This is a genomic window from Streptomyces silvae (assembly GCF_016745505.1).
Taxonomy (GTDB): Bacteria; Actinomycetota; Actinomycetes; order Streptomycetales; family Streptomycetaceae; genus Streptomyces; species Streptomyces silvae.
The window spans coordinates 1-14,362 of sequence record NZ_JAERUC010000175.1; the positions used below are offsets into that span (position 1 = coordinate 1).

Here is a 14,362-nt window from a genome sequence, read left to right on the forward strand (position 1 = left end):
GCCGCCCATGCCCCCGTCGCCCATGCCCCCGTCGCCCATGCCCCCGCCGTCCGTGTCCCGGCGGCGCATCGACAGGAGCAGCGTCAGGATCGTGCCCACGACCGCCCAGGCCGAGAGCACCAGCAGGGGGCCGGTGACCGCGTTGCCCCTGAAGTACGCGATCGAGCGCGCCGTCCAGGTCCCCGCGCCCGGTGGCAGGGCCGGGCCGATCGCCCGCCAGAAGTCGGGCAGCATCGGCAGCGGGAAGGCGCCGCCCGCGCTCGGGTTGCCCGCGATCACGACGATCAGGACGGCCAGGCCGATGCCGACGATCCCGGTGAGCGCCTCCAGGGCGAGCGTGATCATGCCGACCGCGAAGACGATCAGCGCGCCCAGGCCGGACAGCGCCCAGAAGCTGCCCGGCAGCGCGCCGAGGATCGGGCCGATGATGATCGCGCCGCCGATCCCGCCCGCGATCGAGTACAGCGCCATCACTCCGGTGCGGATCACCGCGCGCTGCCGGTTGGCGGGCTTGGCGCCCGCGCTGATCGCCAGGATCGAGGCGCAGAGGTAGCCGCCGACGCACCAGCCCACGACCAGGTAGAAGGACGAGAGGCCGTTGAAGTCGCCCGGGGAGGCGGGGGCCACGTCCACGGTCCGCACGGTGCGCCCCCGGGGGCCGTCCGCCTCCTTGATGATCTTGACCAGGGTGTTGGCCAGGACGGTCCCGCCGCCGGAGGCGACGAGCACGGTGTCGGTCGATCCGGTGGGGCTGACGATCAGGGCGCCGTCGAGGTCGCGATTCTCGATCTGCCGGCGGGCCTCGCCCTCGTCGGCGACCGCGCGCGGATCGAGCGGGCCGCCCGGCAGCCGGTCCAGCTGGGCGACGACCTGTCCGGAGGTCTGCTTCGGGGCCACGACCCCGAAGGCGACATCGGTCGGGTCGGGCCTGTGCAGCGCGCCGACGTAGGAGGCGATGAACAGCAGCTGCAGCGCCAGTACGCCGATGACCAGCAGCGCGGCCCGTGTGGTGACGGCGCTCTTCACCTCGTCAGCGAAAGTCATGCCCCCACGGTCAGGGCGGTGCGCCGTTCGCGCAGGCGGGAGCGGGCCGAATGGCGGAGAGGTGACCCCGGCCCCGGTTATCGTACGAACGTTCGAAACTTGGTCTATGGTGGAGAGCGAGGGGTGGTGAGTACGGATCGGTCCAGGAGGTGCGGATGCCAGGGTTCACGCATCTGCATACCGTTTCGGGGTTCTCCCTGCGGTACGGGGCGTCGCACCCGGAGCGGCTGGCCGAGCGTGCCGCCGAGCGGGGGATGGACGCCCTCGCGCTGACCGACCGCGACAGCCTCGCGGGCGCGGTCCGCTTCGCCCGGGCCTGCGAGGAGGCCGGGATACGGCCGCTCTTCGGGGCGGAGCTCGCGGTAGCGCCGCAGACCGGCGGGGCGGGGCGTACGCACAAGCCGCGCACCCCGGTCCGCGGAGGTGCCTTTGTCGATGAATCCGCACCCCGGGTCACCTTCCTCGCCCGGGACGGCGCCCGTGGCTGGGCCGAGCTGTGCCGGCTGGTCAGCGCCGCCCACGCCCCCGGCGCCGGGGACCCGGACGCCGGGCAGCCCCTGGTCGGCCGGGACGCGCTGCCCGCCGAAGGGCTCACCGTGCTGCTGGGCCCCGCCTCCGAGGTGGGCGCCGCACTCGCCGCCGGCCGGCCCGACCGGGCCGCCGCGCTGCTCGCACCCTGGCGGGAGATCTACGGCGACGCCCTGCGCCTGGAAGCCGTCCACCACGGCCGTGAGGGCACCGGACCCGGATCGCTGCGGCTCGCCGCCCGTACCGTCGGCTTCGCCGCCGAGCAGGGGGTGCGGGCCGTGCTGACCAACGCCGTCCGGTACGCCGACCCCGGGCAGGGCCCCGTCGCCGACGTACTCGACTCGGCCCGCCGGCTCGTCCCCGTCGACCCGCGCCGCTCCCCCCTCGACAGCGGGGAGCGCTGGCTCAAGGACGCCCGCGCGATGCGGGAGACCGCCGGGCGGATCGCCTCCGCCGCGGGGCTCGGGCGGGACGCGGGGGAGCGGCTGCTCGCGGAGACCCGGCACACCGCCGACGCCTGCCTCGTCGACCCGGCGGACGACCTGGGGATCGGCAGCGTCCACTTCCCCGAACCGCACCTCGTCGGCGCCGGGCGGCGCACCGCCCAGCGGGTGCTGGCCTCCCGTGCCGCCGCGGGCATGGTGCGCTGCGGCTACGACCGCAGGCGCGACTACTGGGACCGGATGCACCGCGAGCTGGACATCATCGCCCACCACGGTTTCGCCTCCTACTTCCTGACGGTCTCCCAGGTCGTCGACGACGTGAAGAGCATGGGCATACGGGTCGCCGCGCGCGGATCCGGAGCCGGTTCCCTGGTCAACCACCTGCTCGGGATCGCCCACGCCGACCCGGTCGAACACGGGCTGCTCATGGAGCGGTTCCTGTCCAAGCGGCGCTTCGTGCTGCCCGACATCGACATCGACGTGGAGTCGGCCCGCCGCCTGGACGTCTACCGCGCGATCATCGGACGCTTCGGCGCCGAGCGGGTCGCGACCGTCTCCATGCCCGAGACCTACCGGGTGCGCCACGCCATCCGCGACGTCGGCGCCGCGCTCTCCATGGACCCCGCCGAGACCGACCGGCTCGCCAAGGCCTTCCCGCACATCCGGGCCAGGGACGCCCGTGCCGCGATGGAGGAACTGCCCGAACTGCGCGCCGTGGCCGGGCGGAAGGAGCAGTACGGCCGGCTCTGGGACCTGGTGGAGTCCCTGGACGCCCTGCCGCGCGGCATCGCCATGCACCCGTGCGGGGTGCTCCTCTCGGACGGCGCGCTGCTGCGCCGTACCCCGGTCATGCCCACCAGCGGCGAGGGCTTCCCGATGTCCCAGTTCGACAAGGACGACGTGGAGCACCTCGGGCTGCTCAAGCTCGATGTGCTCGGCGTACGGATGCAGTCGGCGATGGCGCACGCGGTGACCGAGGTGAAGCGGGCCTCGGGGCGGGAGGTCGACCTGGACGCCGTACCGCAGGGCGACCCCGAGACGTACCGGCTGATCAGGAGCGCCGAGACGCTGGGCTGCTTCCAGATCGAGTCGCCGGGCCAGCGCGACCTGGTGGGCCGGCTCCAGCCCGCCACCTTCCACGACCTGGTGGTCGACATCTCGCTGTTCCGGCCGGGGCCGGTCGCCGCCGACATGGTGCGGCCGTTCATCGAGGCCAGGCACGGCCGCGCGCCCGTGCGCTACCCCCATCCCGATCTGGAGGAGGCGCTGCGCGACACCTACGGGGTGGTCGTCTTCCACGAGCAGATCATCGAGATGGTGAACATCATGACCGGCTGCGGGCGCGGTGAGGCCGACCGGGTGCGGCGCGGGCTCTCCGACCCCGACTCGCAGGCCCGGATCAGGGTCTGGTTCGCCGAGCGGGCGGCGCGCAGGAAGTACGGCGCCGAGGTGATCGCCCGTGCCTGGGAGATCATCGAGGCGTTCGGGAGCTACGGCTTCTGCAAGGCGCACGCGGTCGCCTTCGCCGTGCCGACGTACCAGTCGGCCTGGCTCAAGGCGCACCACCCGGCGGCCTTCTACGCCGGGCTGCTCACGCACGACCCCGGGATGTACCCGAAGCGGCTGCTCCTCGCGGACGCGCGGCGGCGCGGGGTGCCGGTGCTGCCGCTGGACGTGAACCGGTCGGCCGCCACCCATCGGATCGAACTGGTGTCTGGCGACAACGGTGATAAATGGGGATTGCGGCTGGCCCTCGCGGACGTCCACGGCATCAGCGAGGCCGAGGTCGCCCGCATCGAGGCCGGGCAGCCCTACACCTCGCTGCTGGACTTCTGGCAGCGGGCCAGGCCGGGGAAGCCGGCCGCGGAACGGCTGGCCCAGGTCGGCGCGCTGGACGCCTTCGGCGCCAACCGCCGCGATCTGCTGCTGCACCTGTCCGAGCTGCACCGCGCCCAGCGGAGCTCCGGTTCCGGCGCGGCGGGAGCCCAGCTCCCGCTCGGCGGCGGGCACCGGACCGGCACCGTCGGGCTGCCCGACCTCAACGACGCCGAACGCCTCAGCGCCGAGCTGGGCGTCCTCAGCATGGATGTGTCGCGTCATCTGATGGGCGATCACCACGCCTTCCTGGAGGAGCTCGGCGCGATCTCCGCCAAGCGACTGCGGGAGGCCGGGCACGGGGAGACCGTGCTGGTCGCGGGCGCCAAGGTGGCCACCCAGACCCCGCCGGTCCGCTCCGGGCGCCGGGTCATCTTCACCACCCTCGACGACGGGACGGGCCTGGTCGACCTCGCCTTCTTCGACGACAGCCACGCCGCCTGCGCGCACACCGTCTTCCACTCCTGGCTGCTGCTCGTGCGCGGGGTGGTCCAGCGACGCGGCGCGCGCAGCCTGAGCGTGGTCGGCTCGGCCGCCTGGAACCTGGCGGAGCTGGCCGAACTCCGGCGCACCGGCGGCCTCGACGCGGTCGCGGCACGGCTGGCGGAGGAGCCCGCCTCCGGCGAGGAGGAGGAAGCCGACGACGGCCGCCGCATCCAGCTGCCGACCGGTTACGAGATGAACCCGTGGTCCGATCTCCAGCCGGCCGGTGAAGGGACGCCCACCGGAAGGAAGCTGTGGCATCAGAGCCAGGGGAGCGCGGGATGAGCGACCGGCCTGCCGTCCTGTGCCTGCGGTTCCGCCGGATCGGCGGCGGACTGCCGGACAGTGCGGGTTACGAGGGACTCCTCGCCCTCCTCGGGGCGTTCACCCCGGTCGTCGAGGCGGCCCCGCCCGGCGCCGCGCTCGCCGATGTCAGCGGCGCCCTGCGCTACTTCGGGCAGGACGCGGCGGGTCTGGCCTCCGTGATCCGGGTGCGCGCGCTGGCTCTGCACGGCGTGGACTGCGCGATCGGAGCGGCCTCCAACCCCATGCTGGCCAGGATGGCCGCACGGCAGGCGACGGCCGGGACGACCTTCGTGGTGCCCCCCGGGGAGCACGCCGGCTTCCTCGCGTCCAAGCCCGCCGCCGCGCTGGACGGCGTCGGGGCGGCGACCGCGCGCACCCTGTGCGGATACGGGCTCGACTCCATCGGCCGGATAGCCGCCGCACCGCTCGCCACCCTGCAGCGGATCACCGGTGTACGGACCGGGCGCGAGCTGTGGGAGCGGGCCAACGGCATCGACCGTACGCGGGTCGTGCCGAACGCCGCCGCCCGGTCGATCGCCGCCGAACGCTCCTTCCCCCGCGACGAACTGGACCCGGAGCAGCACCGCCGCGCGCTCCTCTCGCTCACCGAGGAGCTGGGGGCCAGGCTGCGCGGCGACGGTCAGGTCTGCCGCTCGCTCGCGGTCTCCGTGCGCTACGCGGACCGGACCGGTTACGCGACGCTGACCCGCAGCCGTACGCTCCCGGAACCCACCGCCCACTCGGCGGCGCTCACCTCGCTCGCGTACCGGATCCAGGACTCGTTCGCCCTGCAGCGGGCGCGGGTGCGGGGGATCGGGCTGCGGGCGGAAGGGCTCCACGACGCGGAACGCGCCGCCCACCAGCTCACCTTCGACCCGGTGGACGAGCGGGCGCGGCGGATCGAGGCGGTGTCCGACAGGCTGCGGGCCAGGTTCGGACCGCAGGCCGTGAAGCCGGGACGGCTCGCGGCCTGACACCGGCGGTCCCACATCTTTTTACCGACGCGTAACTTCCCCTGCGTCCTTACCCGTGCGTAACTTGGCATGAGCACGTAGAGACGTATCTCACTTGTGGTCCGGACCACAGGGCGCACCGACATCGCAACTCCCTTGAGCCGCAAGGAGATCAACCGATGCTGCCCTGGACCCGTGCCCGGCGCTCCCCACGCGCCCGTCGCACCCTCGCCGCCCTCCTCCTCGCCGTCACCGCGCTCGTCGCCCCCGCGGCGACCGCGACCGCGGCGGAAGCCGCCGCTCCGTCCCGTGGATGGAACGACTACTCCTGCAAACCCTCCGCAGCCCATCCCCGCCCGGTCGTCCTCGTCCACGGAACCTTCGGGAACTCGGTCGACAACTGGCTGGTCCTCGCGCCGTACCTCGTCAACCGGGGCTACTGCGTCTTCTCGCTCGACTACGGCCAGCTCCCGGGCGTGCCGTTCTTCAACGGGCTCGGCCCCATCGACAAGTCGGCCGGCCAGCTCGACGTCTTCGTCGACAAGGTGCTCGGCGCCACCGGAGCGCCGAAGGCCGACCTCGTCGGCCACTCCCAGGGCGGCATGATGCCCAACTACTACCTGAAGTTCCTCGGCGGGGCCGACAAGGTCAACGCCCTGGTCGGGATCGCCCCCGACAACCACGGCACCACGCTCCTGGGCCTCACCAGGCTGCTGCCGTACTTCCCGGGGGTCGAGGACCTCCTCACGATGAACACCCCGGGTCTCGCCGACCAGGTCGCCGGCTCCGCGTTCATCACGAAGCTCAACGCGGGCGGCGACACCGTGCCCGGGGTCCGCTACACCGTCATCGCGACCCGTTACGACGAGGTCGTCACCCCGTACCGCACGCAGTACCTGGACGGTCCGAACGTACGCAACGTCCTGCTCCAGGACCTGTGCCCGGTGGACCTGTCCGAGCACGTGGCGATCGGGACCATCGACCGGATCGCCTTCCACGAGGTGGCGAACGCCCTCGACCCGGCGCACGCCTCCCCGACCACCTGCGCCTCGGTCATCGGCTGACACGCACCGACGGGCCCCCGGGTGTTCTCCCGGGGGCCCGTCGGTCACCGGTCAGGCGCGGTGCGCGCCGCCCGCGGCCCGCCGGCGGACCGAGACGAACAGGGCGCTCGCGCCGAGCGCCAGCGCGGCGGCCCCGCCGATCGCCAGGTACGAGGTGCTGCTGCTGCCACCGGTCTCGGCGAGGGCCGTGTCCCCGGGCGCCGCGGCCGCGGCGGAGGAGGCGGCGACGCTGTTCGGCTCGGGGGCGTTCGCCGGGGAACCGCCGGTCTCCGCGCCCTCCGCGGCCGGCGCCGCCTCGGTGACCTTCGCGCCGGTCGCGGCGTCGTCGTCACCGTGTCCGCCGTGCTCGACGGACGACTTGCCCGCGCCCTCGTCGATCTCCGCCTCGGACGGGGCGGACGCGGCGGGCTCCGGGACGGCCGCGACGGAACCGCTGCCGCCGCTCCCACCGCCGAAGACCACGTCGGAGCAGGCGTAGAAGGCCTCGGGGGAGTCCGACCGCTGCCAGACCGTGTAGATCAACTGCCGTCCGGACGCCTCCGGGACGGTGCCGTCGAAGACGTACGAACCGTCCTCCAGCGTCGGGTCGGTGGCCGTGGCGAACGGCTTCTCCTGGAGGTCCGACCACTTCAGGGGCTGCGCCGGGTCGTAGCTCGCCTTGGTCAGGTAGAGCTCGAACGAGCCCTTGTGCGGAGCGGTCGCGCGGAACCGGAAGGTGTGGCTGCCCGCCTTCATGGGCGTGGACGGCCAGTCGGCACGCGGCAGGTCGAGCCCCTTGAACTTGTCGTTACCCGCGCTGCACAGCTTGCCGTCCGGGATCAGCTCACGGTGCTTGCCCGCCGCGTTGGCGATGTTGACGCCGTTCCAGTCGTACAGCGCCTGGGTCCCGCCCGCCGCCACCGCCGCCTGGCAGGCCGCCGACCGGGGGCTCTCCGGCCCCTCCGCGAAACAGGCCGAGACCCGGCTGACCGGATCGCTCAGCGAACCGTGGGCGGCGGCCGGGGCGGCGGAGAGACCGGTCAGCGCGAGCGGCGCGACGCCGAGCGCGACGACGGTTCCGGCGACCTTGCGGCGGGCGGTTGTGATGACGGCCATGGTGGTGGTTCTCCTTCGGCGGCACGGCTTCTGACCAGGACTGGTGATCAGCAAGCTAGCCGCCTCCGGGACCGGATCCGGGCGGGAGAAGACGCAGGTGGCGATCGTTATGGCGCGCTTAAGGAAGGGTTAGGCGAGGGCTCAGGTAGCCCCGGACGCGCCCTCGCCGGGGGCGGCCCACGCCCGGCCCGAGCGGTACCGCCAGGAGGTCAGGACGGAGACCTCGGCGTCCGGTGCCAGGCGCAGACCGGCCGCCGCGAGGAAGTCGGGGAGCGCGATCTCGCCGCCGTCGGTCCCGTCGTCCCACATGGTCAGGAGCCGCGAGCCGTCGCCGACGTCCCAGGTGTCGGTGTCCTCGCTCGGATGCTGGTCGACGCTGCCCTCGCCGTGCCGGTAACGGAGGTACAGATACTGGCCGTCGGTGGTCCAGGCGTCCCACTGCGAGGGGGAGGCCAGACAGGTCCGGACGACCTGGGCCAGGGTCACGTCCTCGTGCAGGTGCTCCTCGACGGCACCGGGGAGCCGGTCGTGCGCGAGGACGAGCTCCCCGTCGAGGACCAGTACGCGGAACCCGCCGTCGGCGAAGCGGAACGCGAGACCGCAGGCCCGGTCCACCCTGCCGTCCCGGTGGCGGACCTCCCGGACCGAACGGATCGGCTGCCCCACGAACCGGCGCACCGGGGCGCACCCCTGGGCCCCCGTCACCGGGACGGCGTCCGCACCCATGCCCACACCGTCGCCCGCGCCCGCACCCGCGCCCGGGTCGGCGCTCAGCGACAGGCCGGGGCCGGCCGCCCGGAGCAGCACCGCCCCCACCTCCTCGACGTGCAGCCGCAGCCGCGAGGGCCGGGCCGGGGTGCCCCCTTCGGCGGTCACCCCCAGCAGCCGTCTGCCGAGCAGGTCGGAGGCGTACAGCTCCTCGTCATCGGTCATGCGGCGATGCTGGCACGGCCGTTGCCGTACGGACACCCGGTTTCGGCGGCGGCGCCGGGCCCCGAGGCGGGGGCCCGGCGGCGGTCACCGTGCGGTGTCAGACCTGGACGCCCGGCGTCCCGTCCTCCACGACCACGCTCGCCCGCGTGCTGATCCCCGCGTCCGGCTTCGTCACGAAGGGCAGGACGCGGAAGTCGCTCGTCCACCGCTCGCGGTCCACCGTGACGCGTACGTAGCCGCGCTGGTTGTTGAAGAACTTCATGTGCGGGTTGGCCGCGAGGAACGTCTCGCCCTGGGCCGTCATGTCCGCGCCGTCGCCGCCGCTCGTGATCGAGGTGCCCACGAACTCCGAGCCCACGGTGGCCGATTCCGGGTCGGCGTAGTCGCGCTTGAGGTCCCAGGCGTAGTTCTGGTGGCGGTCGCCCGTGATCACGACCAGGTTGCGCACCCCACGGGTGTCCGCCTCGGCGAGCAGCCGGTTGCGCTCGGCGACGTAACCGTCCCACGGGTCCATCCAGACCGTGGTGCCCGGACCGGGGTCCTGGTCGGTCTGGCCCATCGGGGCCTGGTTGCCCAGGATCTGCCAGCGCGCCCGGGAGCGGCTGAACCCCTTGAGGACCCAGTCCCGCTGCCGGGCCCCGAGCAGGGTCCTGTCCGTGTCGAAGCGGTCGTCGCAGTCGGCCGACGTACCGTCACCGCACGGCTGGTCGTCGCGGTACTGACGGGTGTCCAGCATGGTGAAGTCGGCGAGCCGGCCGTAGGGGAGCCGGCGGTACATCTGTACGTCGGGGCCCTTCGGCAGCTGGGTGTGGCGCAGCGGCGCGTGCTCGTACAGGGCCTGGAAGGCGTCGGCCCGGCGCAGCAGGAACGTCGCCGGGTCCTCGTCGTTCTCGGAGGTCTCGCCCGCCCAGTTGTTCTCCACCTCGTGGTCGTCGAACGTCATGATCCACGGGAAGTTCGCGTGCGCCTCGCGCAGCGGGGCCTCGGACTTGTAGAGGCCGTACTGGAGACGGTAGCGGGCGAGGTCGAGGGTCTCCGTGTGGAACTTCGGGTCCGTCACCACCCCGCGCTTGTTCGTCTTCACCCCGGACTCGTAGAGGTAGTCGCCCAGGTGCACCACCAGGTCCAGGTCCTCCTGCGCCATGTGGTGGTACGCGGTGAAGTAGCCGTCCTGCCAGGCCTGGCAGGAGGCGAAGGCGAACTTCAGCTCGCGCGGCGAGTCCGAGGGGGCCGGGGTGGTGCGCGTACGGCCCACGGGGGAGATCGCCGAGCCGGCCCTGAACCGGAACCAGTACGTGCGGTCGGGGGCGAGCCCGTGCACCTCGGGGTGGACGGAGTGGGCCAGTTCGGGGGTCGCGACGACGCTGCCGCGGCGCACGACGCGGCGGAACCGCTCGTCCAGCGCCACCTCGTACTGGACACGGACGGGCTTCGCCGGCATACCGCCGAGGCCGTCCTGGGCGAAGGGTTCGGGAGCGAGGCGCGTCCAGAGCACCACACCGTCCGACGTCGGGTCGCCCGAGGCGACACCCAGGGTGAACGGGTCACCCTTCAGGGCGGGTGCGGCGAACGCGGACTGCGCCTCCCACGCCCCCGTCCCGAGCATCAGCGCGGCGGCTGCCGCCCCGCCGAATCCGAACATCTGCCTGCGGGACACGGAATTCGCGACCACGGGTACGTCCTCCTCGGTTGTCTGCGCCAACCTCGGACACGCTCCCGGGCGTTGATGTCATGTTCACACGCAGCGCATGGCCGGGGACCGAGCGATACGTGAACAGGACAGCTATGCGGTGAGCGGCTCAGGACACCGCGCGGTAGCGGCGCTCCGGCCGGCCCGTCCCGCCGTAGCGCAGCGACACCTCGGCCCGCCCCGTCTCCGCGAAGTACTCCAGGTAGCGGCGCGCGCTGACCCGGGACAGGGCGCCCGCCTCCGCGCACTCGGACGCCGACAGACCGTCCCGGTGCTCCCGCAGGACCCGTTCCACCAGGTCCGCGGTGTGGGCCGCCAGGCCCTTGGGGAGCTCGCGCGAGCCCGGAGGGCGGGTGCCGAAGATACGGTCCACATCCTCCTGCCGGGCCTCCTGCCGGGCCTCGTCCAGCGCGTCCAGACGGTTGCGCAGCGAGGCCACGTGCTGGAGCTGCTCCTGGAGGGCCGTGCGGTGGAACGGCTTGATCAGATAGTGCAGGGCGCCCGCCCGCAGCGCCGCCCTGACCACCCCGGCGTCCCGCGCCGCCGTGATGAAGAGCGCGTCCGCGCTGTGGGCGTCCCCGTCGCGTTCCTCCGCCGCGCGCAGCTCCCGCAGCACCTGGATCCCGTCCATGTCGGGCAGGAAGACGTCGAGCAGTACCAGGTCGGGGCGGAGCCGGCGGGCCGCCTGCAGGGCCTCGGCGCCCGTGTGGGCCACGCCGACGACCGTAAACCCGTCCAATGCGGACACGTACCGGCTGTGCAGCTTCGCGACCATGAAGTCGTCGTCCACCACCAGCACTTTCGTCACGCCGACACCGTAGGGCGCGACCACAACGACCACAACGTCCATTGATTCCGGAACGGCGACAGCTCGTTAACGCGGAGGCAACATGTGGGCCACCTCACACGCGTCCACAGACGGCTCGAAAGGCGGCACCCGGTGCGACTGCGCACTCCCCTCGCCCTGTTCGGGGCAGCGCTGCTGGTGGTCGTCGGGCCCCCGCTGCTCTCCACCGGCAGCGGCTCCGACACCGGCACGCAGATCCCCGGACTGCGCTTCATGGTCCCCAACACACCCGGCGGCGGTTACGACATCACCGCGCGCACCGCGGCGAAGAACGCCGAGGACGCGGGGCTCACCCATGGCATCGAGGTGTTCAACCTGCCTGGCGCGGGCGGCACCGTCGGTGTGACCCGGCTGGTCGCCGAGCGCGGTAACGGCAAGCTCGCCATGTCCATGGGCCTCGGTGTCGTGGGCGCCGTCCACACCAACAAGTCGCCCAAGACCCTCGCCGACACCACCCCGATCGCCCGGCTCACCGAGGAGCAGGACATCGTCGTCGTCGCCAAGGACTCCCCGTACCGGACGATCGACCAGCTGCTCACCGCCTGGAGGAAGGACCCGGGGAAGATCCCCGTCGGCGGTGGTTCCTCGCCCGGCGGACCCGACCACCTCGCCCCCATGCTGATGGCGAAGGCCGCCGGGATCGCCCCGAAGCAGGTCAACTACATCCCCTTCGACGGCGGCGGCGAGCTGCTCGCCTCGATCCTCGGCGACAAGGTCGGCTTCGGGGTCTCCGGCGTCGGCGAGTACCTCGACCAGATCGAGGCCGGTGAGCTGCGGCTGCTCGCCGTCACCGGCCCGAAGCGGGTCCCCGGCCTCGACGCCCCCACCCTCCGCGAGGCCGGCCTCGACACCGACTTCACCAACTGGCGCGGCATCGTCGCCCCGCCGGGACTCTCCGACGCCGAACGCGACAAGCTCGTCGGGCTGGTGAGCGAGCTGCACGCCTCGAAGCAGTGGCGTGACTCCATGGAGAAGAACGGCTGGGACGACGCCTTCCTCACCGGTGACGACTTCGGTGACTTCCTGGACGGCCAGGACCGCCGGGTCGCCACCGTCCTCAAGGAGCTGGGACTGTGAGCGACGAGACCACCACACCCTCCCGGTCCGCCGGTGCGCGCACCTGGCTGCGCGAGCACTCCGAACTCGGCGTCTGCGTCCTGCTGCTCGTGCTGGGCGTCCTCGTCCTGACCGACGCCCTGACGATGAGCGTCGACATCACCCAGCGCGGACCCGTCGGCCCGAAGACCGTCCCCGTCGCCGTGGGCATCGGGCTGCTGGCCGTCGCCGTGCTGCTGGCCGTCGACGTCCTGCGGGGCGGCCGCGGCGAGGCGGAGGCCGGCGAGGACGTCGACCTCGACGAACCCGCCGACCGGCGCACCGTCGCCCTGCTCACCGGCGTCTTCCTCGCCTTCGCCGCCCTCATCGGCCCGCTCGGCTTCCCGATCTCCGGCGCCCTGCTCTTCTGGGGCTCCGCCTACGCGCTCGGCAGCCGCCACCACGACCGCGATCCGCTCATCGCGGCCGGACTGTCCCTGGTGACCTACTTCGTCTTCGACAACCTGCTCGGGGTGCCCCTCCCGGGCGGCCCGCTGATGGGGGTGCTCTGACCGATGGATTCCCTCAACTCCCTCATCGACGGCTTCGGCACGGCGCTCACGCCGGTCAACCTGCTCTGGGCGGCGCTCGGCGTCCTGCTCGGCACGGCGATCGGCGTGCTCCCCGGCATCGGCCCCGCCATGGCCGTGGCACTGCTGCTGCCGGTGACGTACGGACTCGAACCGACCGGCGCCTTCATCATGTTCGCCGGGATCTACTACGGCGCGATGTTCGGCGGCTCCACCACCTCGATCCTCCTCAACACCCCGGGGGAGAGCGCAGCCGTCGTCGCCGCGATCGAGGGCAACCCGATGGCGAAGGCCGGGCGCGGCGCACAGGCGCTCGCCGCCGCCGCCATCGGACACTTCGCCGGAGGCATGATCGGCACGATCCTGCTGGTCGTCCTCGCCCCCACCGTCGCCTCGCTCGCCGTCGACATCGGCGCCCCCGACTACTTCGCCATCATGGTGCTGGCCTTCATCGCCGTCACCTCCGTCCTCGGCTCCTCCCGGATCCGCGGCCTCGCGTCGCTGCTCATCGGTCTCACCATCGGCCTCGTCGGCCTGGACCAGATGACGGGCCAGCAGCGGCTGACCTTCGGCTCGCTCCAACTGGCCGACGGCATCGACGTGGTGATCGTGGCCGTCGGGCTCTTCGCCATCGGGGAGGCCCTCTGGGTCGCCGCGCACCTGCGCCGCTCCAGCGGCAAGCCGATCCCCGTCGGCCGCCCCTGGCTCGGCAGGGCCGACGTACGGCGCACCTGGAGGTCCTGGCTGCGCGGGCCCCTCATCGGCTTCCCGTTCGGCGCGATCCCGGCGGGCGGCGCGGAGATACCCACCTTCCTCTCGTACGTCACCGAGAAGCGGCTCTCCAAGCACCGCGACGAGTTCGGCAAGGGCGCCATCGAGGGCGTCGCCGGCCCGGAGTCCGCGGCCTCCGCCTCCGCCGCGGGCACCCTGGTCTCCATGCTCACGCTCGGCCTGCCCACCACGGCCGTCGCCGCCGTCATGCTGGCCGCCTTCCAGCAGTACGGCATCCAGCCCGGCCCGCTCCTGTTCGAGCGTGAACCCGAGCTGGTCTGGGGCCTGATCGCCTCGCTCTTCGTCGGCATGGTGCTGCTGCTCGCGCTGAACCTGCCCCTCGCACCGCTCTGGGCGAAGCTGCTGCGGATCCCGCGCCCCTACCTCTACGCGGGCATCCTGTTCTTCGCCGCCGTCGGCGCCTACGCGGTCGGCGGGGAGGCCGTGGACCTGGTGATCCTGCTGGTGATCGGGCTCATCGGCTTCGGGATGCGGCGGTACGGACTGCCCGTGCTGCCCGCGATCATCGCGGTCATCCTCGGCCCGTCCGCCGAACAGCAGCTGCGGCGCGCCCTCCAGATCAGCGACGGAAGCGTGACCGGCCTGGTCAACACCCCGTTCTCCGTGACGGTCTACGTCATCGTCGCGCTGATCCTGGCGTGGCCGCTGGTGAGGAAGGCGCTGGGACGGAACCGTGCCTGAAGG

11 protein-coding genes are annotated in these 14,362 nt (G+C 72.8%); 6 read left to right on the plus strand and 5 right to left on the minus strand.

From position 1 onward, the window contains the following. A partial coding sequence (locus tag JKV81_RS27785; RefSeq protein ID WP_202078337.1) for a DUF3533 domain-containing protein occupies nt 1–1,044 on the minus strand: 1,044 nt, incomplete at its 3' end. 155 nt (nt 1,045–1,199) lie between these two features. Here JKV81_RS27785 and JKV81_RS27790 point away from each other — a divergent pair. The 3 genes from JKV81_RS27790 (at nt 1,200) to JKV81_RS27800 (ending at nt 6,696) form a co-directional block, all read left to right on the plus strand. Then, nucleotides 1,200–4,658 carry a DNA polymerase III subunit alpha gene (locus JKV81_RS27790; protein ID WP_129261707.1) on the plus strand — a complete coding sequence of 1,153 codons (3,459 nt, stop codon included), beginning with the start codon at nt 1,200–1,202 and terminating at the stop codon, nt 4,656–4,658. Further along, entirely contained in the window at nt 4,655–5,653 is a 999-nt protein-coding gene (locus JKV81_RS27795) for a DNA polymerase Y family protein (RefSeq protein WP_129261705.1), read from the plus strand. The genes JKV81_RS27790 and JKV81_RS27795 overlap by 4 nt, the downstream gene beginning before the upstream one ends. Before the next feature lie 158 nt (nt 5,654–5,811). Next, nucleotides 5,812–6,696 carry an esterase/lipase family protein gene (locus JKV81_RS27800; RefSeq protein WP_129261703.1) on the plus strand — a complete coding sequence of 295 codons (885 nt, stop codon included), beginning with the start codon at nt 5,812–5,814 and terminating at the stop codon, nt 6,694–6,696. 51 nt (nt 6,697–6,747) lie between these two features. Here JKV81_RS27800 and JKV81_RS27805 read toward each other — a convergent pair whose 3' ends face one another. From JKV81_RS27805 to JKV81_RS27820, 4 genes are all read right to left on the minus strand, one after another. After that, the gene (locus JKV81_RS27805) at nt 6,748–7,791 is read right to left on the minus strand and encodes a lytic polysaccharide monooxygenase auxiliary activity family 9 protein (protein WP_129261701.1); all 1,044 of its coding nucleotides are present in this window, start codon (nt 7,789–7,791) and stop codon (nt 6,748–6,750) included. A gap of 141 nt (nt 7,792–7,932) precedes the next feature. Next, a complete protein-coding gene (locus tag JKV81_RS36400; RefSeq protein ID WP_236057935.1) occupies nt 7,933–8,724 on the minus strand; it encodes a hypothetical protein in 792 nt (263 codons plus the stop codon). 97 nt (nt 8,725–8,821) lie between these two features. Then, a complete protein-coding gene (locus tag JKV81_RS27815) occupies nt 8,822–10,396 on the minus strand; it encodes an alkaline phosphatase D family protein (protein WP_202078339.1) in 1,575 nt (524 codons plus the stop codon). A 127-nt stretch (nt 10,397–10,523) separates the two neighbouring features. After that, the gene (locus JKV81_RS27820; protein WP_099177935.1) at nt 10,524–11,264 is read right to left on the minus strand and encodes a response regulator; all 741 of its coding nucleotides are present in this window, start codon (nt 11,262–11,264) and stop codon (nt 10,524–10,526) included. 90 nt (nt 11,265–11,354) lie between these two features. On the opposite strand from JKV81_RS27820, the gene JKV81_RS27825 reads away from it, so the two are divergent. From JKV81_RS27825 to JKV81_RS27835, 3 genes are read left to right on the plus strand one after another with little or no spacing between them, the layout of a single operon-like run. Next, on the plus strand, nt 11,355–12,338 hold the full coding sequence (locus JKV81_RS27825; RefSeq protein WP_099178091.1) for a Bug family tripartite tricarboxylate transporter substrate binding protein: 984 nt from the start codon (nt 11,355–11,357) through the stop codon (nt 12,336–12,338). Then, nucleotides 12,335–12,868, plus strand: coding sequence for a tripartite tricarboxylate transporter TctB family protein (locus JKV81_RS27830; protein ID WP_129261699.1), 534 nt, complete (start codon nt 12,335–12,337; stop codon nt 12,866–12,868). The genes JKV81_RS27825 and JKV81_RS27830 overlap by 4 nt, the downstream gene beginning before the upstream one ends. A gap of 3 nt (nt 12,869–12,871) precedes the next feature. Beyond that, nucleotides 12,872–14,359 carry a tripartite tricarboxylate transporter permease gene (locus JKV81_RS27835; protein WP_202078342.1) on the plus strand — a complete coding sequence of 496 codons (1,488 nt, stop codon included), beginning with the start codon at nt 12,872–12,874 and terminating at the stop codon, nt 14,357–14,359. Nucleotides 14,360–14,362: the final 3 nt, after the last annotated feature.

What these genes read in the sequence shown, in the direction of transcription:
- JKV81_RS27790 (WP_129261707.1), top strand. Translation starts at nt 1,200, where the DNA reads ATGCCAGGGTTCACGCATCTGCATACCGTTTCGGGGTTCTCCCTGCGG.
- JKV81_RS27795 (WP_129261705.1), top strand. Translation starts at nt 4,655, where the DNA reads ATGAGCGACCGGCCTGCCGTCCTGTGCCTGCGGTTCCGCCGGATCGGC.
- JKV81_RS27800 (WP_129261703.1), top strand. Translation starts at nt 5,812, where the DNA reads ATGCTGCCCTGGACCCGTGCCCGGCGCTCCCCACGCGCCCGTCGCACC.
- JKV81_RS27805 (WP_129261701.1), bottom strand. Translation starts at nt 7,791, where the DNA reads ATGGCCGTCATCACAACCGCCCGCCGCAAGGTCGCCGGAACCGTCGTC.
- JKV81_RS36400 (WP_236057935.1), bottom strand. Translation starts at nt 8,724, where the DNA reads ATGACCGATGACGAGGAGCTGTACGCCTCCGACCTGCTCGGCAGACGG.
- JKV81_RS27820 (WP_099177935.1), bottom strand. Translation starts at nt 11,264, where the DNA reads ATGGACGTTGTGGTCGTTGTGGTCGCGCCCTACGGTGTCGGCGTGACG.
- JKV81_RS27835 (WP_202078342.1), top strand. Translation starts at nt 12,872, where the DNA reads ATGGATTCCCTCAACTCCCTCATCGACGGCTTCGGCACGGCGCTCACG.